This window comes from Halomonas sp. N3-2A, from assembly GCF_002216165.1.
In the GTDB taxonomy this organism is placed as follows: Bacteria; Pseudomonadota; Gammaproteobacteria; order Pseudomonadales; family Halomonadaceae; genus Vreelandella.
Map to the genome: position 1 here is coordinate 1,855,910 of NZ_CP022286.1, position 22,528 is coordinate 1,878,437.

General features: G+C 53.2%; 18 protein-coding genes and 7 tRNA genes. 7 read left to right on the forward strand and 18 right to left on the reverse strand.

All coding sequences use genetic code 11. From position 1 onward, the window contains the following. Nucleotides 1–141 precede the first annotated feature (141 nt). Nucleotides 142–927 (forward strand): CLCA_X family protein, encoded by a 786-nt coding sequence (locus tag CEK60_RS08815; protein ID WP_089038702.1) that lies wholly within the window; start codon nucleotides 142–144, stop codon nucleotides 925–927. A gap of 359 nt (nucleotides 928–1,286) precedes the next feature. Here CEK60_RS08815 and CEK60_RS08820 read toward each other — a convergent pair whose 3' ends face one another. The 13 genes from CEK60_RS08820 to CEK60_RS08880 form a co-directional block, all read right to left on the reverse strand. Beyond that, the gene (locus CEK60_RS08820) at nucleotides 1,287–2,051 is read right to left on the reverse strand and encodes an SDR family oxidoreductase (protein ID WP_089038703.1); all 765 of its coding nucleotides are present in this window, start codon (nucleotides 2,049–2,051) and stop codon (nucleotides 1,287–1,289) included. A 343-nt stretch (nucleotides 2,052–2,394) separates the two neighbouring features. Beyond that, nucleotides 2,395–2,482, reverse strand: a tRNA-Ser gene (locus CEK60_RS08825). A gap of 93 nt (nucleotides 2,483–2,575) precedes the next feature. Then, complete coding sequence (locus tag CEK60_RS08830; RefSeq protein ID WP_089038704.1) at nucleotides 2,576–3,094, reverse strand: YiiD C-terminal domain-containing protein; 519 nt, start codon at nucleotides 3,092–3,094, stop codon at nucleotides 2,576–2,578. 5 nt (nucleotides 3,095–3,099) lie between these two features. Then, on the reverse strand, nucleotides 3,100–3,660 hold the full coding sequence (locus CEK60_RS08835) for a nitroreductase family protein (RefSeq protein WP_089038705.1): 561 nt from the start codon (nucleotides 3,658–3,660) through the stop codon (nucleotides 3,100–3,102). A gap of 47 nt (nucleotides 3,661–3,707) precedes the next feature. Continuing rightward, nucleotides 3,708–4,541 carry an NADPH-dependent 7-cyano-7-deazaguanine reductase QueF gene (queF, locus tag CEK60_RS08840; protein WP_089038706.1) on the reverse strand — a complete coding sequence of 278 codons (834 nt, stop codon included), beginning with the start codon at nucleotides 4,539–4,541 and terminating at the stop codon, nucleotides 3,708–3,710. A gap of 54 nt (nucleotides 4,542–4,595) precedes the next feature. Continuing rightward, on the reverse strand, nucleotides 4,596–5,369 hold the full coding sequence (locus tag CEK60_RS08845; protein WP_089038707.1) for an ABC transporter permease: 774 nt from the start codon (nucleotides 5,367–5,369) through the stop codon (nucleotides 4,596–4,598). Further along, a complete protein-coding gene (locus CEK60_RS08850; protein ID WP_089038708.1) occupies nucleotides 5,366–6,328 on the reverse strand; it encodes an ABC transporter ATP-binding protein in 963 nt (320 codons plus the stop codon). The genes CEK60_RS08845 and CEK60_RS08850 overlap by 4 nt, the downstream gene beginning before the upstream one ends. A gap of 263 nt (nucleotides 6,329–6,591) precedes the next feature. Beyond that, nucleotides 6,592–6,666: transfer RNA gene (locus CEK60_RS08855), tRNA-Gly, on the reverse strand. A gap of 32 nt (nucleotides 6,667–6,698) precedes the next feature. Beyond that, nucleotides 6,699–6,774: transfer RNA gene (locus CEK60_RS08860), tRNA-Glu, on the reverse strand. A 21-nt stretch (nucleotides 6,775–6,795) separates the two neighbouring features. After that, nucleotides 6,796–6,870, reverse strand: a tRNA-Gly gene (locus tag CEK60_RS08865). Nucleotides 6,871–6,897: 27 nt separating this feature from the next. After that, a tRNA-Glu gene (locus tag CEK60_RS08870) sits at nucleotides 6,898–6,973 on the reverse strand. Nucleotides 6,974–6,977: 4 nt separating this feature from the next. Further along, nucleotides 6,978–7,052 (reverse strand) — tRNA-Gly (locus CEK60_RS08875). 55 nt (nucleotides 7,053–7,107) lie between these two features. Then, nucleotides 7,108–7,183 (reverse strand) — tRNA-Glu (locus tag CEK60_RS08880). Between the two features lie 356 nt (nucleotides 7,184–7,539). Between CEK60_RS08880 and msrB the strand changes: the two genes are divergently transcribed. The 4 genes from msrB (at nucleotide 7,540) to htpX (ending at nucleotide 11,328) form a co-directional block, all read left to right on the forward strand. Then, a complete protein-coding gene (gene msrB / locus CEK60_RS08885; RefSeq protein WP_089038709.1) occupies nucleotides 7,540–7,938 on the forward strand; it encodes a peptide-methionine (R)-S-oxide reductase MsrB in 399 nt (132 codons plus the stop codon). Between the two features lie 120 nt (nucleotides 7,939–8,058). After that, nucleotides 8,059–9,012: a ribosome biogenesis GTPase YlqF gene (gene ylqF / locus CEK60_RS08890; protein ID WP_089038710.1), complete on the forward strand. Its 954-nt coding sequence runs from the start codon at nucleotides 8,059–8,061 to the stop codon at nucleotides 9,010–9,012. 55 nt (nucleotides 9,013–9,067) lie between these two features. Continuing rightward, nucleotides 9,068–10,315, forward strand: a complete 1,248-nt coding sequence (locus tag CEK60_RS08895) for a pyridoxal phosphate-dependent aminotransferase (protein ID WP_089038711.1) — start codon at nucleotides 9,068–9,070, stop codon at nucleotides 10,313–10,315. Nucleotides 10,316–10,422: 107 nt separating this feature from the next. Further along, nucleotides 10,423–11,328 carry a protease HtpX gene (gene htpX / locus CEK60_RS08900; RefSeq protein ID WP_089038712.1) on the forward strand — a complete coding sequence of 302 codons (906 nt, stop codon included), beginning with the start codon at nucleotides 10,423–10,425 and terminating at the stop codon, nucleotides 11,326–11,328. 95 nt (nucleotides 11,329–11,423) lie between these two features. Here htpX and pdxB read toward each other — a convergent pair whose 3' ends face one another. Continuing rightward, a complete protein-coding gene (gene pdxB, locus CEK60_RS08905) occupies nucleotides 11,424–12,599 on the reverse strand; it encodes a 4-phosphoerythronate dehydrogenase PdxB (protein WP_089038713.1) in 1,176 nt (391 codons plus the stop codon). Between the two features lie 84 nt (nucleotides 12,600–12,683). On the opposite strand from pdxB, the gene CEK60_RS08910 reads away from it, so the two are divergent. Further along, nucleotides 12,684–12,965: a hypothetical protein gene (locus tag CEK60_RS08910; protein WP_038486583.1), complete on the forward strand. Its 282-nt coding sequence runs from the start codon at nucleotides 12,684–12,686 to the stop codon at nucleotides 12,963–12,965. An 86-nt stretch (nucleotides 12,966–13,051) separates the two neighbouring features. Here the strand turns inward: CEK60_RS08910 and CEK60_RS08915 are convergent, their stop codons facing one another. Further along, nucleotides 13,052–13,387 (reverse strand): glutaredoxin family protein, encoded by a 336-nt coding sequence (locus CEK60_RS08915; RefSeq protein ID WP_089038714.1) that lies wholly within the window; start codon nucleotides 13,385–13,387, stop codon nucleotides 13,052–13,054. A 19-nt stretch (nucleotides 13,388–13,406) separates the two neighbouring features. Next, entirely contained in the window at nucleotides 13,407–15,629 is a 2,223-nt protein-coding gene (gene rlmKL / locus CEK60_RS08920; RefSeq protein ID WP_089038715.1) for a bifunctional 23S rRNA (guanine(2069)-N(7))-methyltransferase RlmK/23S rRNA (guanine(2445)-N(2))-methyltransferase RlmL, read from the reverse strand. 341 nt (nucleotides 15,630–15,970) lie between these two features. On the opposite strand from rlmKL, the gene rmf reads away from it, so the two are divergent. After that, nucleotides 15,971–16,180 carry a ribosome modulation factor gene (rmf, locus tag CEK60_RS08925; protein ID WP_009722578.1) on the forward strand — a complete coding sequence of 70 codons (210 nt, stop codon included), beginning with the start codon at nucleotides 15,971–15,973 and terminating at the stop codon, nucleotides 16,178–16,180. A gap of 71 nt (nucleotides 16,181–16,251) precedes the next feature. On the opposite strand, the gene CEK60_RS08930 is transcribed toward rmf, so the two are convergent. Both CEK60_RS08930 and CEK60_RS08935 read right to left on the reverse strand, forming a co-directional pair. Next, nucleotides 16,252–17,265, reverse strand: coding sequence for a quinone-dependent dihydroorotate dehydrogenase (locus tag CEK60_RS08930; RefSeq protein WP_089038716.1), 1,014 nt, complete (start codon nucleotides 17,263–17,265; stop codon nucleotides 16,252–16,254). A gap of 260 nt (nucleotides 17,266–17,525) precedes the next feature. Next, nucleotides 17,526–22,349 (reverse strand): NAD-glutamate dehydrogenase, encoded by a 4,824-nt coding sequence (locus CEK60_RS08935; RefSeq protein ID WP_089038717.1) that lies wholly within the window; start codon nucleotides 22,347–22,349, stop codon nucleotides 17,526–17,528. Nucleotides 22,350–22,528 lie beyond the last annotated feature (179 nt).

The window sequence follows — 22,528 nt, forward strand, 5'->3', positions numbered from 1 at the left end:
CAACAAAGTGCAGCCCATCATTCGCTGCCTAGGTATAAGGGTAGCCACATTAGGCAAGCTTGCCGAACAGCCTTTGGCGCTTACTCGTTACCTTCGATAAGATAACGCGGTGAACTTCTTTTTTAGGTTAGCGAGCACGCCGTGAGCATTGAAGCGCGAGAGTTTTATCGCCAAGGGCCAATGCACCGCCCAGAGCGTGCCAGCAGCTTTGCGCTGATCCGTCGCCAGTTCGATTTTCGCTCAATTGAAATAGGCCGCTGGGTGACCACTGCAGAGCGCGACCGCGCCGCCGAGCTTTTTCACGATGCGCTGTGCGATTTAATGCTGATACTGCACGGCAATGAAGCACTGATTTCGCTGCGTGGCTCGTTAGCCCTACAGTACGGCAGCGGTGGTAGGCCCGGCGTTTCTGCCCATTACGACCCCAGCCAGCGCAGCTTTTCTCTCGCCAAGAATGCGGGGCCTGGCAGCATTGCCCATGAATGGTTTCACGCCTTCGATCACTACATTGCCCAGAAGTGTTTTAACAACATGCCCGCTAGCGCCTTCGCCTCGGCGGCATGGCTAGCGGATGCAGCCCCGATTAACCACCCGCTCAACCAGCGCCTACTCGCTTGCTTCCACGCCATTCTGCTTCACCCCGACGGCCAGCAGCCCAGCGCGCTTTTCAACCACTCCGTCGCCATGGACAAAGCTCACGGCCAGCTCTATTACAGCAAACCAGAGGAGCTATGCGCCCGAGCCTTTGAAGGCTTCGTGCAAGACGCCAGCATCAAAAACCACTTCCTGGTGAAAGGCACCAAAACCTCTCCTGAGGCAGAACGCGGCCTATACCCACAAGGCGAACAGCGCGAACGCATCAACGCGCTGTTCAGCGCCTATTTTGCCAGTTTGGGAAAAGCACTCAGCAAAGAGAGCCGTTCATAAAACGCGGGATAGGCAAAACACGCCAATGACGACTACGCTTCAATGACACTCATTTCTCAAAGGAAGAGAAAAATGCCCTCTACTACAACCATTGTGGTTATCGTTGTTGTAATCGTCGCCGTCGCAGGGATAGGTTTCAGCGGCATATTTCCCTTTTAAGGGGAACTGATACCAGCCTCACCCTGGCCACCTCATCGCCGAGTGCGAGTGACTGAGAGGTAGCACCTACCCACCGACAAAACAATCTTTGAAAGTGATACGAACTCAAATTCACGTGGGCGGCTATCTCTTCAAGCCTGAGCTGATCAATTGCCCGATCAGTCAAATGATTCGGTCATAGCCTGAAATGGCGCAGCCTCTCAGACACGATTTATGGATACACCGCCATCTACCAGCATCGCAGAACCCGTTGTGAAACTGGAGGCATCGGATGCTAAGTACAAGGCGGATTGAGCAATTTCATCTGGTGTCGCCATACGCTTGAGAGCATGCAGGTTATGCACAAACGCCAATGCTTCCGGCGTATTGGCAAATTCACGTCCCGCTGGTGTATCAGTACCACCGGGCAGAAGGGCATTGACCCGGATATTCTGAGGCCCATGCTCTGACGCCAGCACTTGAGTCAACCCAATAAGGCCCGCTTTACTGGCTGCGTAGGCAGCCATGCCAGGCATACCTGCGGTGTAACCAACGAAGGTAGAGGTGAAAATTAATGAACCTCCTTTTCGGGCAGCCATGGCGGGCAGTTGGTACTTTGCGCCCAAAAATGCGCTGGTTAAGTTGGTCGCAATAACCTGATTCCAGTCCGTATGCGACATCTCCGGGACAGGGCCCATAGCACCCAGGATAGCCGCATTGTTGAAAGCGATATCCAATCCGCCAAAGTGACTTACCGCCTTATCTACCAACGCTTTGGCAAAAGCTTCCTCGCCAACGTCGCCCGCTAGTGCCAGTACCTGCCCGCCTTCCGCGTTGATTGCGTCTGCAAGGTCATCAAGCTCCTTTTGTCGCCTTGCGGCCACCACGACGGCAGCTCCTTCTTTCGCAAAAAGCTTCGCGGCTGCGTAACCAATTCCGGTGCTGGCACCGGTAACAATAGCTACTTTATTGGAAAGTATAGTCATCGTTATTCCTCTAGGATCTGCTTACTATAAAAGGGCATATGCCCGAACAGATGCCATATTAGGAGGCCGAACGACTACTGCCGACCCGAATCTTGCTGTACTTCAAGGCGCTATAACAGTTTATTAGTGTGCATGCGCGTTAACATTATCGTCAGCCTTTGAAAATTGCGTATAAAAACAAACACACTACTCATAAACCATTGTTTTATTTATACTTATGCGAAACTTTGTCACCTTTCATGGGCAAAAACAGGACTAGCGTAGCGCAAACTGCATGTGGATAACTTAAATGGCAGGCACGAAAAAGCCCGCTGATTGCTCAGCGGGCTTTTTCTATATTCTGTGGCGGAGAGGGAGGGATTCGAACCCTCGAAGCCTTTCGACTTACACACTTTCCAGGCGTGCTCCTTCGACCACTCGGACACCTCTCCACTTTTTTGCTCGGTTGTTAAGGCGTTGCCTTTCCCAACAGAACGGCGCATATTCTATGGTCTAAGACCTAAAATAGCAAGCCTTTTAAAGATTTAAGCAACAGGCAGCACAGCGTAGCGCCCGCTGGCTTCCAGGCAGAGCGTGTCGCCACAGTAGAGCTGCTGAGTGAGCGCAATGCTGCCCCTGCCCCGCGCGTTAAGCTTTTCCGCTAGCTGCTCAGGGCCTTGGGAGTCGCTGGGAGTGCAAATGATGCGGTAGTCGCTAGTGACTGGCGCAAGAAAGCGCTGGCTGGCTTCGGCCACTACCACATCTTGCGCCCGCCCTTGGGCACGCAGCCATAGCGTTACCCAACACCAGCCCTGCAGCGTGGTTTGCGCCGTTAGCGCACCACCGAAGCCTGTGCCTTTGTCGTTTAGGTTGGGGCTAAGCGCTAGCTGCCACATCAACGCCCCGCCCTCTTGGGCGGCGCTTTGGGTCATGCCTTGAATTCCCAGCGCGCCTACCATGGGAATTGCTTCCCCTAGCCACCGCTGAAAGGCGGCAAGGTCTTCCTGGGTTTCAGGGAGTGGCAAACGCGGGTAAGGCACTCCTGGTTGACGTGGCTGGCTCATGACCGTTAATCCCAACGCTCTACAAAGTCTTCCACATTGTGCTGAGGTAGCGGTTTATGGCGACCTGCCAGGCTACCCAGATAGATAAACGCGACCACTTCGTCATTTTCGTCTAGCGATAGACCTTTACGCACCACGGGGTCAAAAGCGTACTTACCGCTGCGCCACATGGCACCTAAGCCTAGCGCGTGGGCGGCCAGCAGAATGCCGTGGGCGGCGCATCCGGCGGATATCACCTGCTCCATTTTCGGCACACCAGGAATATCCGGGGTGACCTTGGCAATCACGGCAATGATCATCGGTGCACGCAGCGGTTTTTTACGTGCGGAATTTAGCGTGTCATCGCTGGCACTAGGGTCTTCTTGAAATTCCGCTTCTGCAAACAACTCACCCAGGCGCTCGCGCCCTTCGCCGATAAATTCGATAAACCGCCAGGGGCGCAGCTCTTTATGGTCTGGGGCGCGCAGCGCAGCTTGGTAGATGGCGCTGAGCTGGTCGGCACTGGGCGCAGGCTCGGTGAGTTTCCCCATAGAGCTACGTTCGTGAAGCAGCGTGAGTGCGTCCATGATGACTCCCCTTTTATTGATCGTTGAGCGCTAGATTAGCGCCGTTGTTACTGCCTTGCTAGGCGCAATGGGGTGGGCGGCGTTAACCCCAGCGTTGCTCGCCATGGGCTGATATCAAGCCCGCCACGGCGAACATAGCGGGCCAACACCAGTAGCTCATCAGGCTTAGCCAGTTGCATCAGGTCGGTAAAAATATGCTCGACACAGTGCTCGTGAAAGTCCTGATGCTGACGATAACCGATTAGGTAGCGTAGCAGCCCTTCACGGTCGATTTTAGGGCCTTTGTAGCGAATTAATACACTGCCCCAATCAGGCTGACCAGTCACAGGGCAGTTAGATTTAAGTAGATGGGAGTGCAGCGTCTCTTCAACGATCTCTTCGCTGACTGCCAAATGCGCCGCACTGGGCGTGTAATCGCTGATGTCGATATCCAGGTCATCCAAGCATTCGCCCGGCAAGCGCTGGGGGGCAAGCTCAGCGTCGTCTACCGCTAATAGCTCTACGCTAACGGCAGCACCCGCCGCCGCGGCCAGGTCGCGAACAAGCACGTGTTGCACCGCTTCTCGGCTTTCAAAGCGCGTTTGGTTTAGGCTATTAAGATAGAGCTTCCAGGATTTAGACTCGATCAGGTTCGGTGAATCCGCAGGCAGGCGAAAACGGGCAACCGCCACGATGGGTTTACCCCGGTTATTCAACCAGGAAACTTCAAACGCGTGCCACTCATCTTCCCCAACAAACGGCAGCTTATTGTCTTCAATGCCCAATGGGGCACGGTTAGCAGCACGGGGAATAGGATACAACAGCCCAGCGTCATAATGCTCTGGGTAGGCGGAATCGCGCCCTAAGGGCGCGTGTTCTAAGGTATCGGGGCGGTGTGCCATGACGGGTTGCTCTCTTGATAAGTAGCGTGCTTTCTACTGGGCGTTATTACACGTTTAACTGCGAATGCCTTTGCCGCGCTCTAGCATGGTGAGCGCCACCATAAACAGCACAACGATAAAGGCAAAGATAGCGGCCAGCGCCCAGACGACCGGAATGTCAGAAACGCCTAAAAAGCCGTAGCGGAAAACGTTCACCATATACAGTATTGGGTTGAGCATGGAGACGCCCTGCCAGAAATCGGGCAGCATCGAAATCGAGTAAAACACGCCGCCTAAATACGTCAGCGGGGTCAAAATAAACGTCGGCACGATGGAGATATCATCGAACTTATTAGCCAACAGCGCATTAATAAAACCGCCGATGGAAAACAGCGCCGAGGTCAGCACAACGACCAGCACCGTGAGCAGTGGATGCTCGACAGTTAAACGGGTAAAGAACAGCGACACCAGCGTGACAATTAACCCCACCCCCAAGCCGCGGGCCATACCACCCAAAATAAAGCCGGATAAGATCACCCAATTGGGCATGGGAGAGACCATCATCTCTTCAATAGAGCGCTGAAACTTATTGGAAAAAAAGCTAGAGGCCACGTTGGAGTAGCTGTTGGTGATCACCGACATCATAATCAGCCCTGGCACAATGAAGTCCATGTAGCTGAAGCCGTCCATATCGCCAATGCGCGAACCAATCAAGTTACCGAAGATGATGAAGTACATCGCCATGGTGATTGATGGCGGCAGCAAGGTTTGCGGCCAAATCCGGGTAAAGCGTTTGATCTCTTTAAGCACTAAGGTCCACAGCGCAATGAAGGTCTGCGTTGCATTCATACCCGCGCCTCCTGCTGCTTGCGTTGATCAATCGCTTGCTGGCTACTTTCCACCATGGAAACAAACATCTCCTCTAAGCGGTTGGCGCGGTTGCGCATGGAAACCACGTTTAGCCCCTGTTCGCTTAAGGCACTGAACACATCGTTAAGCTGCTGACCACGATGAATCACTAACGCCAGTTGGGAAGGCTCGATCTGCTGAATTTCAAACCCTTCAACGACGGGCGCTTGCTCAACCGGGGCGGACAAGTCGAGCAGGAAGGTTTCAGTGTTCAGCTCGGTCAGTAGTTCACGCACACTGGTGTTACGCACGATTTCGCCTTGATTGATAATGGCGATATTGCGGCACAGGCTCTCGGCCTCTTCGAGATAGTGTGTCGTGAGAATAATGGTAGTGCCCTCATCGCGGTTAATACGCCGCATGTATTCCCACATACTGCGGCGCAGCTCAATGTCGACACCCGCTGTTGGCTCATCAAGAATCAGTAGCTTTGGGCGATGCATCAACGCACGGGCAATCATCAAACGACGCTTCATACCGCCCGAAAGCATACGCGCACTGCCGTTACGCTTGTCCCATAACCCAAGGTCAGTGAGCAGTTGCTTAGCACGGGGCAACGCCTCATTACGGGTCATTCCGTAATAACCCGCCTGGGCCAAAATGATATCAATGACCTTTTCAAACTGATTAAAATTGAATTCCTGGGGCACCACGCCAAGTTGGTATTTGGCTTTCGCGAAGTCTTTATCGATGTCGATGCCAAAAATCGACACCTTACCGGCGGATTTCTGCACCAGCGAGCAGACCACCCCCAGGGTGGTCGACTTACCCGCGCCGTTAGGTCCTAACAAAGCAAAAAAATCGCCCTGCTGGACGTCTAAATCAATACCTTTTAACGCTTGAAAGCCGTTGCCATACACTTTTGTGAGGCTACGGATAGACAATGCCGGTTCGGCCATGAATATGTCCTGTCAGCAAATGGGGAGCACAAGAAAAACAAGTTAGACGAGAGGATATCGGGGCATCCGTATGTTTTTTCAAGTCGCTCGAAAGACGGCCACGCGAAAAAATCGCCAATTGATGTGCGATACAGTGTTCAAAAAACACAGGAAAACAAGCAATAAAGGAGGAGAAAGGGAGTGTTTGTATGGAGCGGGAAAAGAGATTCGACCGGGCTGGCGCTCCAGCTCTCGACCCTTGGCACCGATGTAAAACCGTTGTATGGAGCGGGAAAAGAGATTCGAACTCTCGACCCTCGCCTTGGCAAGGCGATGCTCTACCACTGAGCTATTCCCGCGTACAACAAACAGTGCTACAAAAAATGCGAGATGGCGTCCCATAGGGGGTTCGAACCCCTGTTACCGCCGTGAAAGGGCGGTGTCCTAGACCACTAGACGAATGGGACACTGTAAGCATATAAAATGCTTGGAGCGGGAAAAGAGATTCGAACTCTCGACCCTCGCCTTGGCAAGGCGATGCTCTACCACTGAGCTATTCCCGCTTAACCTGTATTACTCGCAAATCGGATTGGCGTCCCATAGGGGGTTCGAACCCCTGTTACCGCCGTGAAAGGGCGGTGTCCTAGACCACTAGACGAATGGGACGTTTTGGAGCGGGAAAAGAGATTCGAACTCTCGACCCTCGCCTTGGCAAGGCGATGCTCTACCACTGAGCTATTCCCGCACATCCGATACCTTGACGACCTCTTACTCTATACCACTAACTCTATAAGAGTAAGTGGCGTCCCATAGGGGGTTCGAACCCCTGTTACCGCCGTGAAAGGGCGGTGTCCTAGACCACTAGACGAATGGGACGTTTCATTGCCTCGTCGAGGTGGCGCGTATATTACTCAGCCCTTAATGTGCTGTCAAGCACTCTGAAATCGAAACGTTTTATCCTGCCACGAGTCGCGCCTTCAAAATGGGGCGCTTTGATCACCCCCAGCACTTTATATAAGCGCACCTACTATATAAGCGCACCTACTTATTTCTCATACACTTACTATACCGTCACGGTAATGTCGCTTGCGTGTAAACGCCACACTGGCGGTTTTCTTACCTTTCACACATGCTGAACCTGGACAGGCTATCTACTGTCACTCTGCGTAGTGATACGCTAGCCTGCTTAGTAAGCCTCTGTTTAACGGTAACCAGAGGGAGAGGAGATCCCCATGGCGAAAATAGAAAAATCCCCTGATGAATGGCGCAAGCAACTCACCCCGGAACAGTACCATGTGGCACGTGAGAAAGGCACTGAACGCCCCTTCACCGGAGATTATCAGGTCAGTGATGCTCAAGGTATTTACCACTGTGTGTGCTGCCATGCGCCGCTGTTTGAAAACGAACATAAGTTTGATGCGGGTTGCGGCTGGCCAAGCTTTGATCGCCCACTGGGAACACGCTGCATTGAAGAGCATAACGACACCTCCCACGGCATGCGGCGCACTGAAGTCGTTTGCTCCCACTGCGATGCCCATCTGGGTCACGTATTTCCCGATGGTCCGCCAGACACGACTGGGTTGCGCTACTGCATCAATTCGGTGTCACTAGAGTTTCATCCTGACGAGTAATCGTCACTAAATCCTCGTTCAACGTCAGAAAGGCGGGCGCCATCTGCTAGAATGGCAGCCCGCTTTTTTTGTGCCCGTTTTTCGTGCTTGTATTTGCTTTGCGCTAATTAGGAGAAACTCATGCTCGGCTGGTTCCCCGGACATATGAACAAGGCCCGCCGCCAGATTAAGGACGCGCTGCCCGAAATTGATGTCGTAATTGAAGTACTTGATGCGCGCCTGCCCTACTCCAGCGCCAACCCGATGCTGGCCGAGCTGACTCGCCATAAGCCGGTATTGAAGATTTTGTCGCGGGCGGATCTTGCCGACCCTGAGCGTACTGCGGAGTGGGTGGCTTTTTTCGATGCCCAAGAAGATACCCGCGCCCTGGCAATTACCACTACCAATATTCGCGAGCTTAAAAAAATCCCTAAGCTATGCCACGAGCTGGCAGGCGCGGTACGCGCTGATAGAGATGTCCGCGTGATGGTAATGGGCATTCCCAACGTCGGGAAGTCGACGCTGATCAATGGGCTCGCCGGTCGTAAAATTGCTAAAACTGGCAATGAGCCCGCGGTCACCAAGCGCCAACAAAAGGTGCGTATCGACGGCCGCGTCGCGCTGATCGACACCCCGGGGGTGCTATGGCCAAAAATCGAAGACCAGGCTAGCGCCTATCGTTTGGCTGCTAGCGGTGCAATTCGTGATACCGCGATTGAGTATACCGATGTAGCCATCATCACCAGCGCCGAGCTTGCCAAGCGCTATCCTGCAGAGTTGACCGCCCGCTATAAGTTAAAGGCGCTGCCAACTTATGAAGCGCCCGTAGCACAAGAGGTGGATGCTGATGGCCCGCAAAAGCCGGACTTCTTAGCCCTTGCCGGTTTTGACGGCCACGCCATTTTGAAAGAAATTGCGAGTAAGCGCGGCGGCTTACGCCCCGGTGGCGAGGTCGACATACACCGCGGTGCCGAAGTACTGCTTCACGAGCTACGCGATGGCAAGCTCGGTAGGCTTACTTTAGAAACCCCAGGTGATATTCCACCGCCACCGATACAAAACGACGAAGACAGCCACCTACAATCCGACGCATAATGAGCTGATCATCAGTAACACCCACGGCCACAGGACATTTTGGATAATAAACCCCATGGACACCCCGCAGCCTACAGAATCACACACGCTGAAAAAATCGCACAAACTGCATAACGTCTGTTACGACATTCGCGGCCCAGTGCTCGACCATGCCAAGCGCCTGGAAGAAGAAGGCCAGCGAGTTTTAAAGCTTAACATTGGCAACCCGGCGCCATTTGGCTTTGAGGCACCGGAAGAGATTCTTCAAGACGTGATGCGCAACCTGCCCACTGCCCAGGGCTACTGTGATTCTAAAGGCCTTTACTCGGCGCGTAAGGCAATTATGCAAGAGTGCCAACGTAAACGGATTCCTGGGGTTGGCATTGAAGATATCTACATCGGCAACGGCGTTTCTGAGCTGATCGTGATGTCGATGCAGGCGCTGTTAAACGACGGTGATGAAGTACTGATCCCCGCCCCCGACTACCCGCTATGGACCGCCGCAGCGAATTTATCTGGCGGTCACGGCGTGCACTACTTATGCGATGAACAAGCCGATTGGGCACCGGACATAGCAGACATTCGCGCCAAAGTTACCAGCCGCACCCGAGCCATTGTCATTATCAACCCGAACAACCCTACCGGCGCGGTTTACCCGCCCGAAGTGGTACGGGAAGTGCTGGATATTGCCCAAGAGCACAATTTGGTGGTGTTCTCCGATGAGATCTACGACAAGATTCTTTATGACGGCGTAGAGCACACTGCCACGGGTGCATTGGCGGATGATGACCAACTGGTCATTACCATGAATGGGCTATCGAAAAGCTACCGCTGCGCGGGCTTTCGTTCCGGCTGGATGACCATTTCCGGCACGTTAGCCAAACAGCGTGCCAGTGATTTCATTCAGGGCCTGACCATGCTGGCCTCAATGCGCCTGTGCGCTAACGTACCAGCCCAGCACGCTATCCAAACCGCACTAGGTGGCTACCAGTCAATCAATGATTTGATTCTGCCGGGCGGCCGACTATTGGCTCAGCGAGATATCACGATAGAAAAACTTAACGCCATCCCAGGGGTCTCTTGTGTGACGCCTAAAGGTGCGCTGTATGCCTTTCCCCGCTTAGATCCCAAGGTGTTTAACATTCAGGATGATCAACAGCTGGTGCTGGACTTACTGCTCCAGGAAAAAATTCTGCTGGTGCAAGGCACTGCGTTCAACTGGCCAGAACCGGATCACGTGCGCATTGTTACTCTGCCATGGGCCGATCAGCTGGGTGATGCGCTTGATCGCTTTGCTAATTTCTTGTCTCGCTATCGCCAATAAAAACGGCGGTCAATAAAAACGGTGACTTGAAACTGACGTTAACAGCACGTATCTAAACTGTCATTCCACTAACGCTTTTTAATGACCTTTGAGGGAGAACCCGCATCATGATGCGAATTGTGCTGTTTTTAGCCACCAACTTAGCGGTGTTGCTGGTTGCCAGCTTAACGCTGCGACTGTTTGGGGTGGAAAGCTACCTAAGCAGTCAGGGCATCAACTTTACTAGCCTGCTGATTTTCTGCTTTATCTTCGGCATGGTCGGCTCGCTGATATCGCTGTTTATTTCCAAGTGGATGGCAAAGCGTTCGACTGGCACCGTAATTATCGAAGCACCCTCTAATTCAACAGAGCAGTGGCTGTTGGATACGGTGGCTGAGCTTTCCCGCGAAGCGGGTATTAAAACGCCAGAAGTGGGCATTTTTCCTGCTCAGCAGTCCAACGCGTTTGCCACCGGCTGGAATAAGAACGATGCATTAGTCGCCGTTTCAGCGGGCCTATTAAACCGTATGCGCCCTGAAGAAGTGCGCGCGGTGCTGGCCCACGAAATCGGCCATGTGGCCAACGGCGACATGGTAACGCTGGCGCTGATTCAAGGCGTCGTGAATACCTTTGTTATGTTCTTTGCTCGGGTCGTGGCTCAGTTAGTCGACAACTTCTTAAGAAGTCGTAGCGACGGCGAAGGTGGCCTTGGTTTTATCGGCTATTTTGCCGTGGTGATCGTGGCAGAAATCGTCTTTGGCCTTGTCGCCTCTGCAATCGTTGCCTGGTTCTCACGCTATCGTGAATACCGTGCTGATGAGGCAGGCGCACGCCTAGCGGGCACTGGCGCGATGGTGAATGCGCTGGCACGTCTGAAAGCGGAAACTGAAATGCCTGACCAGATGCCTGATACCCTGCGCGCGATGGCTATTACTAAAGGCCAAACCCGCTCTTTGCTAGAGCAGCTGTTCGCCAGCCACCCGCCGCTGGACGATCGCATTCGCGCCTTAAAAGAAGCGGCTTACCGTCAGTAAACGCATATTCGCTAGCTGCATAACACACAAGGCCCGCAAATGCGGGCCTTGTGCTTTCTAAACCACCTCACAATCAACACACCGTCACCACACAACTATACGCAGCGCACTTGAAAACCAGCCGCCAGCAATGGCGCTTCCAACACCGTTGCGTCGTTCTCTAACAACACGCGCAGCGTGGCAAACTCTCGACGCAGTGGGTAGTTTGATCGGTAGTCATCAAAACCCTTTTTGATTCCCTGGTGAAACACGTGTCGCTGCAACGCATCGTGGTCGCGGCGCACATCGTAAACCGCGCGCGTGCATAGCCGGAGTGCTTCTTCTATCGGCATCGCTTGCTGCAGCGTTAATGCCGACAGCGCAGGTCGTGGGCAGAGTTCGCTAAACGTAACGCCACTTGGCCGCTCGATATGCTGAGCCAGCGCCTGCTGAATCATCCACGTACCACGCAACTTACCATCAAGGCTATGCCCGGCAATATGTGGTGTCGCCAGCGCTACCAAATCACGCAACCCGGCATCGATCTCCGGCTCATCTTCCCAAACATCGAGAATCGCCGTGATATCGCCTTTACCCGCTAAACGACTACGTAGCGCCAGACCATCAATACAGTCGCCCCGCCCGGCGTTTAGCAACACAGTCCCAGGGGTTAGGTCATTAATACGCTCAGCATTAAGCAGTTGATACGTGGCATGGAGGCCCTCTTTCACCAGCGGAGTATGCAGGCACACTACGTCGCAGTGTTCGATGACGCTATCCAGCGAGCAAAACAGGCCCGCCTCCTTTACTGCTACGGGCCCTTTTCCAGGGTGTTCTTTTTCTGCGCGAGGCGGATCACACACCATGGTTTCCACACCCAGTGCTTGCAAACGCTGCTGCAAACGGCTGCCAACGTTGCCAGCCCCCACGATACCCACCCTACGTGTCAGCAACGACCAACCTTGTCGCTCACTTATCAGCAGCAAGCTACTAAGCACGTAGTCCACCACGGCGTCGGCATTACAGCCAGGCGCACTAGCAAAGCCAATGCCGCGATCGCTTAATAACGCACGATCAATATGGTCAGTGCCAATGGTGCAGGTACCCACAAAACGGACAGGGCTTTGTGCCAATAGCGCGTGGTTGACCTGAGTAATCGAGCGCACTATCAGTGCGTCGGCATCAGCCACATCGGCAGGACGAATCTCACGCCCTGGCAAGCGATGCAGCGTGCCAAACGACTCAAAACAGAGGTCTGCAGCGGGGATATTCGCGTCGATAACAAGTTTCATAGGCGTTTTCGTATCCGGGCTTTACAATACGCCCGCAACGGCTTGCTGTGCAGGCATGATCAAGAAGCAGTTAAGGAGATGGGTGTGATCGTACGCTGGGAAACCGACCATGACTATGTGTTGGTGCATATTCACCAGGATATGTTTGGCGACTGGATTTTCAGCCGCGCCTGGGGGCAAATCGGCACCCAGTTTGGCGGGCTAAAGCATCAGTTGGCAGACACCCTGGAGCAAGCACAAATGTGGATGGAAGATGAGGCCACCATCCAGGCCTCGCGAGGGTTTCGCAAGGTACTGGAAGCAGCCGATCATACGCCCGAAGGACAGGAAGCCATGCGGCAGTTGTCGCTACTTGATGCACTTTAGGTGCATCAAACTCCATGTTAGCGACAATAATTCAAACCCTAAAGGCTTTTTCAAGAGCGGTTTCAAGGACTGTCTCAAGGACTTTCTCAACCCAAGTAGCGCCGTCCATTGCGCTGATGCGCGCCAATTGGCGGCGCATTTTCGGGCGGTGTGGTAAGTGCTGTAAGCGCAGCCTCATCCAACCAGCCGCGCGCTTGTAACCAAGCGCTCAGCTTATCAAGATCAAAGCCTCGATCCAGTTCTTCCCCATTAGCATCCATCAAAACCGGAATGCGCACACCATAACGCGCCGCTAACGTATCGTCGTCGCTGATTTCAATGTGATGCAGCGATACCTCTTGGTTCGCCAACGTTACCACTAGCGCCTCTAACTGAGCGCACAAGTGGCAGCCTAACGTTGTATAAATCGATAGCTGAATCATATCCGATCTCTTTGTGCCCTTACGCTTTATGCCGTAGCAAAAACACATGATGCAGGTTGGTTCGGCGTTGAAAATCCGGATCAAACGTACGCGATGTAATATCTTCTACTGCGTAGCGCTCGCTGAGCGCCTCGTCTAGCTTGAAGCGTCGCTGATTGTTCGAGAACACCAGGGTACCGCCGGGCGCAAGACGCGCCATGGCCAGTTCCACTAGCCGCGGATGGTCACGCTGAACATCAAGGGTATCGCGCATTTTCTTGGAGTTAGAAAATGTCGGCGGATCCATAAAGATCAGGTCAAACTCGGCGTTTGCGGTTTCAAGCCAGCGGAAACAGTCATCCCGCACCACACGATGTAGCCTTGGGTCCAGCTTGTTCAGCGCAAAGTTGTCTCTCGCCCACTCAAGGTAGGTATTCGACATATCGACACTGACGCTGTCGCTTGCACCGCCCAAGGCTGCTTGCACGGTTGCCGTGGCAGTGTAGCAAAACAGGTTTAAGAAGCGCTTCCCGCTAGCCATCTCGTTAAGCAGGCGGCGCACTGGCCGATGATCCAAAAACAAGCCGGTATCCAAGTAGTCACGCAGGTTAACCCACAACCGAGCGTCACCTTCCTGCACTTCAAAGCGTTCACCGCTGGCATCCCGCTTCTGGTACTGGGCACTACCCGTTTGCCGCTCACGACGCTTTATATACACCTTGCCTGGGTCGACGCCGAGGGCATCTGGCAGCACTTCCAAGGCATCAAACAAGCGCTTTTGAGCCTGAGCGGGGTTGATTGAGCTGGGTGCGGCGTACTCTTGAACGTGCACTCGGTCACCGTAACGATCGACTGCCAGCGCATACTCCGGCATATCAGCATCGTAAACACGGTAGCAAGTCTCAGCGCTTTTCTTGAGCCACTTTTTCAGACGTTTTTGGTTTTTCGCCAGTCGATTGGCAAACATTTGGGCATTTTCGGACACAGCAGGCTTGGCACTGGTGCCTGTTTGCTGCGCCTCTCCACCATTTTCTGAGACAGAAGAGACGCTGTCACTGTCTGGCGTGCTGGCCGTGTGAGTGGCAATTTCCATCAGCAGCAACTTCGCATCCAGCGCACCGTTCTTCAGTGCATACTGCTTGTGAGCACGTAGCCCAAGGCGATGCCCCAAATCGGGGTTACCGGTAAACAGTGCCAGTGTCCAACCAGGAAACAGCGCTTTCGCCTTCTCTCCCAGCTGGGCATACAAACGCACCAATTCAGGTAATTCGCCTAAGCGCTCGCCATAAGGCGGGTTAGTTATCAATAGCCCACGTTCGGCAGTAATAGTCTCTGGCCTGGTTAGCTGACTTAGGCTCTGCCCATGCAAGGTAATTAGCGCAGGAATGCCCGCACGCATGGCGTTAGCTTTCGCTGCTGTCAATGCCGCCGGACTCTGATCAAAGCCCACCAGCGCCGTTTTACAGCGTTTACGGCCTATCGACGCCCGTGCCTCAGCTTCGCGCTTTAACTCTTTCCACAGCGGCTCGTCGTGGCCTGCCCAGCCCTGAAAGCCAAAGCGCTCCCGATTGAGATTGGGCGCTTGGTCGGCAGCCATTAGCGCCGCTTCAATCAGCAACGTGCCTGCACCGCATAGCGGATCTAACAGCGGCTCACCGGCTTTTGCTCGTTCAGGCCAGCCAGCACGCACTAGCAATGCGGCTGCCAAGTTCTCTTTCAGCGGTGCATGTCCAACATCACGGCGGTAGCCACGGCGGTGCAAACTTTCGCCTGAAAGATCAATTCCCAGACTTAAGTTAGCGCGGTGTAGATGGGCGTAGATGCGCAGATCAGGTGTTTTGGTATCAACATTTGGACGCTCCTGACCTGCTAGCTGCAGAGAATCAACAACGCCATCTTTCACCGTCTGGGCACCAAACCGAGTATGGCGAATGTGGTCGCTGCGGCCATGAAAATCTACCGCCAGCGTTTTGCCTGGCGTTAAATGCTGTGTCCAGGGAAGCCGGGCGACCACGTCACGCACTTGCTCAGCGGTATCAATCATCGGCTCCCGAGCTAACAGCAAAATAATGCGGTTAGCTAGCCGTGACCATAGGCATATGCGATAGGCGGTTGCTAGATTGGCGGAAAAATAAACGCCCGCCACGGTCGTTTTACCTGGCTCGGCTCCTAGCGCTGAAAGCTCATCAGCTAAAAGGCCTTCAATGCCTTTGGGGCAGGTAGCAAGGAGGTTTAGAGGGGCAGTTTGGCTCGACTCGGTCATGTTTATCGCCGCGCGTAAGAGCGCGATATTCCTATATATGGCAAATGAGTTTACGTCTTATGACAATTTGATGGTCGACAAGTGACCCCATAATGAGCTAACAATAAGAGTGTAGCTACTGAAAAACGCATGCGTTGTTTGTCAGGGTTCTATTAGCAACTTGCTTTCAAGACCCTAATTTGTCGAGTCTGCCGCTTTGCCCGTTCAGCACGTGAGTGCTAGGCACTAGCGTTGAGTGGCGGCTTGCCAAAGTTATCTATCGAAATAGCACTGATGCAAATATAGCATTTTTGCCCAGCGTGCTTTTCTTATCAAAGGCTTTCGTGAAAAGAGGTTAGCCAATGAAACGACAAAAACGTGATCGCTTCCAACGGGCTTATGTTCACGGCTATAAAGCGGGCATTACGGGTCGCTCCCGAGATGACTGCCCCAGTCAAGATGTCAATTTACGCGAATATTGGATGAGTGGTTGGCGTGAAGGTCGCGGTGATCAGTGGGACGGGATGACAGGCGTCTCCGGTATCCATAAAAATCCCATGGTGATGACCTAGTTTTTTTACCTTTTCAAACATGACATTTGGAGTACGGAGCCCGCTGACAAGCGGGCTTTTTTATTGCTCAATTATGGCTGTTTCAATGCCTCGGCGCACGCTTTCACTAACCCAGGCCCTTGGTAAATCAACCCTGAATAGAGCTGCACCAAGTCTGCGCCAGCGGCAATTTTAGCCGCAGCGGCCTCACCGCTATCAATCCCGCCTACACCTATAATAGGCAGCGTTGGCAGTTGCGCGCGTAACAGGCGAATTACCCTATTCGATGCTTCAAAAACGGGTTTTCCAGAAAGCCCACCCGCCTCTTCTGACTGAGGGTCACTCTTAACGGCATCGCGAGCTATCGTAGTATTTGTCGCAATAACACCATCCAGCGCATTACGAGCAATACTGCCAGCCACCAGAGCGACCTCTTCTTCACTCATATCTGGGGCGATTTTAACCAGTAGCGGTACCTTGCGGCCTAACGCGTTGTCCAGTGCTTGGCTACGCGAACGAATAGGCCCAAGCAGTGCATCCAGCTGCTCGCCGAACTGTAATGTCCGCAGCCCAGGCGTGTTAGGCGAGGAAATATTGACCGCAATATAATCAGCCGCGCTGTGCACCGCCTCTAAACAAAGCAGGTAATCATCGAGCGCGTTTTCCACAGAGGTGGTTAAGTTTTTACCAATATTGATGCCCACAACGCCTCTGTAGTGACGCTTTTTCACCTGGGCGACAAGGTGCTCAACCCCTTTGTTATTAAATCCAAAGCGGTTAATGATCGCCTCGTGGCCTGCAAGCCGAAACAGGCGTGGCTTCGGGTTGCCTGGCTGCGCTTTGGGCGTCACGGTGCCTACTTCTACAAACCCAAAGCCCAACGCGCCCAGCGCATCCAAGTGATCGGCATTTTTATCCAGCCCTGCGGCAAGCCCTACCCGATTACTAAAACGCAGCCCCATCAGTTCGACAGGGTCGCTCACAGGCTCACCATATACCCGCTGCACACCACCCACCCGATGCAGAGTATCTAACGCACCCAGCGCCAACCCATGAGATGCTTCTGGGTCGAGTCGAAACAACAGCGAACGGGCGAAGTTATACATCAGCGAGGCTCTCCAGAGCAGTGGGCATAAAGCAGACGAACGGACACGCTACATGTGGGCAAATAAACGACATAGCGCGCGGCGCGCAGAGTATAGCGTAAATCAAGTTATCTTCGCAGCGCTGAGCGGCGAGAAAGGCGATGCCGTGAAAAAGCGCTCACAAGAACGGTCTCAAGAACCGTCATAAAAAAACCGCGCCCTGATTCAGGACGCGGTTAGGTGGTGTTACTTATCGAGCAAGTCGATAGCTAGCTTGTGACTTACGCTTCGCTATCACTTTCAGCAAGGTCGACCAGTTCACGTACGGCGACGGCAAACAGTGCAAAGCCACCTTCACTGCCACCGCGCACTTCGTCAATCAGATGGCACCAGCGGCGGTGTAGCTCGGCGTGCTGCTCAAGCCACTGAGCCACACGCTCTTGGGTGTCACGACTACCCGCTTCCAGCTTCAGAACACTGGTCGTTAGTGCCAGTTGCTGGCGATCAATATCGTCGCGGAAGGTTTCTCGCGCTTGCGCTTGCCACGCATCACGCACTTCCAGCTGGGTCACCTGCTGTATAATCCAGGGTAGCTCTAGACGGCTGCCAATTTCGTAGAACACTTCGGCCACACGCTGAGGCTTCTCATTGGTGACCCGCGCTGCGTGAATAATGCCCAAACCTGCATAGAGACTAGGCGATGCAGCCACCGTAGAGGCTAGCGCTTCTGGCACACCTGCTTCTAGCAGCTCGTCGCAACGCTTACGCCATGTAGCCTTCTCTTCTCCGCTAAGCAGTTCACCAATCCCTTCTTGCAGTTGAGCAAGGCGAGGTCCGAAGTACTCAATTGTATCTTGGGTCGACAATCCCAAATGCTGACGCAGGAACCAGCGCGTCGCGCGGCGAATCATGCGCATCAGGTCGAGCATCATTGAGTACTGCACACGGTTCGGCACTTGGTTGTCCAGCGCCTCAATCTGTTCCCACAGTGTCGTCAGGTTAAACGCGTCTCGAGCGACCACGTAAGCACGAGCAATATCAGCTCGACCCGCGCCGGTAGAGTCCATTAGACGACGAACGAAGACGATGCCCATGTGGTCAACTAGATCGTTGGCCACTTGGGTGGCAACAATTTCACGCTTCAGACGGTGGTCATACATCTCGGTCTGGTAGCGTTCCGTCAACACCTCAGGGAACAAGCGCTCTAAATGACGATGAATGTAGGGATCATCCGGCACATCAGAGTTGATCAAATCGCCTTTCAGAGTGCTCTTAGCGTAAGAAATCAGCACCGACAGCTCAGGTAACCGCATGCCCTGGTCATGGCTGGCGCGCTCTTTAAGCACATCATCGGCAGGCAAGAACTCTAATTCACGATCAATTTGACCAGCTGACTCAAGTTCACTGATAAAGCGACGGTATGGCCCCATGCCTTGGAGAGACAGAATTCCGGACAGATCCAGCGCTTGGGTTTGACGATAGTTATCGAGAATAACTAGGTTAGCAACTTCCTCGGTCATATCGGATAGCAGCTGGTTACGCTGCTTGTCGGTCATGTCACCACGCTTAACCACTTCATCAATCAATATCTTGATATTGACCTCATGGTCAGAGCAGTTAACACCCCCGGCATTATCGATGAAGTCTGTATAAACGCGCACACCTTTAGCGGCCGCTTCCATCCGGCCACGCTGGGTCAAGCCCAAGTTTCCGCCCTCACCAACAACGCGGCAATTCAACTCAGCGCCGTTAATACGCAACGCGTCGTTGGCTTTGTCGCCCACGTCAGCGTCAGTTTCATCGGAACTCTTCACATAGGTACCGATACCACCGTTCCACAACAGATCAATCTTGGCCTTCAGCATGGCACGGATCAGATCATTGGGTGAAAGGCGCGTTTCTTCGATACCAAACACCTGCTGCATTTCCGGGCTAATCGGGATCGATTTCGCGCTGCGGCTAAAGACACCGCCCCCCTGTGAAATCAGCTCAGCATTGTAGTCTTCCCAACTGGAGCGCGGCAGATTGAACATGCGCTTACGCTCGGCGAAAGCAGCTTCCGCGTCGGGGTTTGGATCGACAAAAATATGCAGGTGGTTAAATGCGCCTACCAGCTGGATTTTATCCGACAGCAGCATGCCGTTGCCGAAAACATCGCCAGCCATATCGCCAACGCCCACTACCGTGAACAAATCTTGTTGGGTATTCACGTCAAGGTTTTTGAAGTGACGCTTGACGGATTCCCAGGCACCTCGCGCGGTAATCGCCATTTTCTTATGGTCGTAACCGTTAGCACCGCCAGAAGCAAAGGCATCCCCGAGCCAGTGGCCATACTCTATGGATATCTCATTTGCGATATCCGAGAAAGTTGCGGTCCCTTTATCGGCTGCAACGACAAGGTAGGTGTCGTCGCCATCATGGCGAACCACATTTTGCGGTGGCACAACCTCACCACCCACTAGGTTGTCAGTGACATCCAGCAGTGCGCGAATAAAAATTTTGTAGCAGGCGATACCTTCTTTCTGCTGGGTTTCACGACCAGCATTTTCTGGCATGCGTTTGCATACGAAACCGCCTTTAGCTCCCACGGGCACGATAACCGCATTTTTTACCTGCTGGGCTTTTACCAGACCCAACACTTCCGTACGGAAATCTTCGTGGCGATCTGACCAGCGCAAGCCACCACGAGCGACTTTACCGCCACGCAGGTGAACGCCTTCTACGCGAGGTGAACAAACAAAAATCTCAAACGCCGGACGGGGCTTGGGCATGCCCGTGACTTTCGAGGGCTCCAGTTTATAGGAGATGTAATCTTTAAAACGGCCATCATCCGCTTTTTGGTAGTAGTTAGTGCGCAGAGTTGCTTGAATAAGCTCCATAAAGCGACGCAGCAACTGGTCATCATTAAGGCTGGCGACACTTTCCAGGTTCTCATTTAAACGAGCAATACAGTCATCTAAGCTGCTTGGCTGATGCTTGGGATCAAAGCGCAACCGGAATAGCTCAACGAGCGCCTGGGTGATTACCGGGTAATTAGCTAGAGTAGCCGCGATGTAGTCCTGCGACATACCAAAGCGAATCTGCTTAAGGTAACGGGCATAACCGCGCAGCATGGCGACTTCACGCCAATCAAGGCCAGCACCAATTATCAGACGGTTAAAAGCGTCGTTATCCGCCTCTCCGGCCCATATACGCTTAAACGCTTCGCTGAAGGTGTCACGCATTTCACTTAAATTGACGCCTTCGCGACTATGTTCCAGTTCGAAGTCATGAATCCAGTAACGCTGCTGCGGGGCATTAATGTCATAAGGACGCTCGCCGATAACGCGCAATCCCAAGTTTTCCATCATCGGTAGCACATCAGACAGCGGGATCTGCGTTTCACGATGGAAAAGCTTTAAGTTCATACCGCCCGCTTGCTCTTCCAGGGGGCGATACAGTGACAACGAGAGATCGTCACCGCTATCCAGGGTCAGTAGATGCTGAACATCAAACACCGCTGTGCGCGCGTTGAAATCTTCTCGGTAGCTGGCCGAGAATGCATCATGGAAGTGATCCATTTCGTGGTTGGCACGCTCTTCACCAAACCCTTCGATCATTGCTTCTTGAAGCTCATCACGCCAGCTACGTGCCAAACGTGCCACTTTGCTTTCTAAGCGCTTAAGATCGTATTGACTTGGTCCTTCACCATTAAAGCGCAGAATAAGCTGAATACGGGCTAAAACCGACTCTGACAAATAGGTGTTAAAGTCGCCAAAATGAGCGTCTAGCTCATCGCATAGCATCGTTTGTATGCGCTGGCGCAGGTCGGTAGAGAACACATCTCTTGGAACAAAGACTAAGCAAGAGTAGAACTTACCGCTGACGTCCGCGCGAATAAACAAGCGCACTTGGCGGCGTTCGCGGATATTAAGAATACCGAGTGCGGTGCTGGCCAGGGATTCGGTGCTGATCTGGAATAAGTCATCACGCGGATACACTTCCAACACTTGCAACAGCTGTTTGCCGTTATGCCCCTGGGGGTTAAACCCGGCAATATCCATCACCGCTTTCAACTTGCGACGCAGCAGCGGGATATTGCGTGGCGATTCGTTATAAACCGTAGATGTGAACAAGCCAAAGAAGCGCCGCTCGCCGATCACATTGCCATCGTCGTCGTAGCGATCAACGGTAATATAGTCTGGGTATGTGGGGCGATGCACCCGGGAGTGATGCGCACTTTTAGCAAACGACAGTAGCTGGGGTACCAGCACGTAGTCGCCATTCTCATCAACCCCCTCTTCAGTGCGGATACGCTCGCGGTAACGGGGCTGATCAAGGCGGAAAACCCCCAGAACACTATTAGGATCGCGCTGCAGCTCTTTGCCTTCCAGCAGATACTCGTCGTAACCCAGGAAGGTAAAGTTGTCTTTGAGCAGCCACTCTAAAAACGCGATGGCCTCTTCATGATCGTCAGGATCAATTTGCGGGGGGCAGTTTTTCTCTAACTCTTGAATAGCCGACGTGATTTGACCGCACATCTCGTCAAAATCGCTGACGGCGGTTCTAACATCACGTAGCACTTCATGTAACTTATTCTCAATTTTGGTCAGCGATTCAGGATCCGAGTGGCGATCCACTTCAATGACCATCAGCGACTCACGCGCCTCAGGCGCATCTTCATCTCTTGGCGAGGCGAGTGCTTTGAGCTGATGCTGACTATCACGCGCCACGGCAAGCACAGCGTTCTGAATAGCGTGAACCGTCAGTCCGCGACGATTAAGCTCTATCCGTACCGAGTCAACCAAAAATGGCATATCTTCGTGCAAAACGGCAACGAAGGTGTGGGTTGACTGCCAGCCATGCTCTTCAAAGTCGGGATTGAAGATGCGCACCTTGGGATTTTTGGGATCGTGATGCTGTAAAAACTGCCAAATCGACAGTGTGGCCCCATACAAGTCGTCTAAACGCCGGTCAACCAAGTCTTCAACGGGTACCGTGGCGTAGAAGTGGCGAGCAAAGGCTTCGACATCTGCCGCTCGCTCCGGCTCCAGTCGCGCATCCAATCGCTCTTGTAGCTGCTTCAAAAGATCCCGCCGACTCTCTTCAATCGCAACGTAATGCATCCATCACCTCGACTGCCTGGGGCCACAATTTAGGCCAAAAAACGAAGGACAATAGGCCTTTAGGCCACACTATCCACTAGCTTACGCTACCGTTGCTTATCCCCCTAACCATCTGACAGGTTATTCATGGTGTATGCCGCTTATGCATCATAAGCACTATTGACAAGAGCTCTTAAGCA

Excerpts from the sequence above, each read along its gene's own strand:
- CEK60_RS08820 (WP_089038703.1), bottom strand. The coding sequence starts at position 2,051 with ATGACTATACTTTCCAATAAAGTAGCTATTGTTACCGGTGCCAGCACC.
- CEK60_RS08830 (WP_089038704.1), bottom strand. The coding sequence starts at position 3,094 with ATGAGCCAGCCACGTCAACCAGGAGTGCCTTACCCGCGTTTGCCACTC.
- CEK60_RS08835 (WP_089038705.1), bottom strand. The coding sequence starts at position 3,660 with ATGGACGCACTCACGCTGCTTCACGAACGTAGCTCTATGGGGAAACTC.
- queF (WP_089038706.1), bottom strand. The coding sequence starts at position 4,541 with ATGGCACACCGCCCCGATACCTTAGAACACGCGCCCTTAGGGCGCGAT.
- CEK60_RS08845 (WP_089038707.1), bottom strand. The coding sequence starts at position 5,369 with ATGAATGCAACGCAGACCTTCATTGCGCTGTGGACCTTAGTGCTTAAA.
- CEK60_RS08850 (WP_089038708.1), bottom strand. The coding sequence starts at position 6,328 with ATGGCCGAACCGGCATTGTCTATCCGTAGCCTCACAAAAGTGTATGGC.
- msrB (WP_089038709.1), top strand. The coding sequence starts at position 7,540 with ATGGCGAAAATAGAAAAATCCCCTGATGAATGGCGCAAGCAACTCACC.
- ylqF (WP_089038710.1), top strand. The coding sequence starts at position 8,059 with ATGCTCGGCTGGTTCCCCGGACATATGAACAAGGCCCGCCGCCAGATT.
- CEK60_RS08895 (WP_089038711.1), top strand. The coding sequence starts at position 9,068 with ATGGACACCCCGCAGCCTACAGAATCACACACGCTGAAAAAATCGCAC.
- htpX (WP_089038712.1), top strand. The coding sequence starts at position 10,423 with ATGATGCGAATTGTGCTGTTTTTAGCCACCAACTTAGCGGTGTTGCTG.
- pdxB (WP_089038713.1), bottom strand. The coding sequence starts at position 12,599 with ATGAAACTTGTTATCGACGCGAATATCCCCGCTGCAGACCTCTGTTTT.
- CEK60_RS08915 (WP_089038714.1), bottom strand. The coding sequence starts at position 13,387 with ATGATTCAGCTATCGATTTATACAACGTTAGGCTGCCACTTGTGCGCT.
- rlmKL (WP_089038715.1), bottom strand. The coding sequence starts at position 15,629 with ATGACCGAGTCGAGCCAAACTGCCCCTCTAAACCTCCTTGCTACCTGC.
- rmf (WP_009722578.1), top strand. The coding sequence starts at position 15,971 with ATGAAACGACAAAAACGTGATCGCTTCCAACGGGCTTATGTTCACGGC.
- CEK60_RS08930 (WP_089038716.1), bottom strand. The coding sequence starts at position 17,265 with ATGTATAACTTCGCCCGTTCGCTGTTGTTTCGACTCGACCCAGAAGCA.
- CEK60_RS08935 (WP_089038717.1), bottom strand. The coding sequence starts at position 22,349 with ATGCATTACGTTGCGATTGAAGAGAGTCGGCGGGATCTTTTGAAGCAG.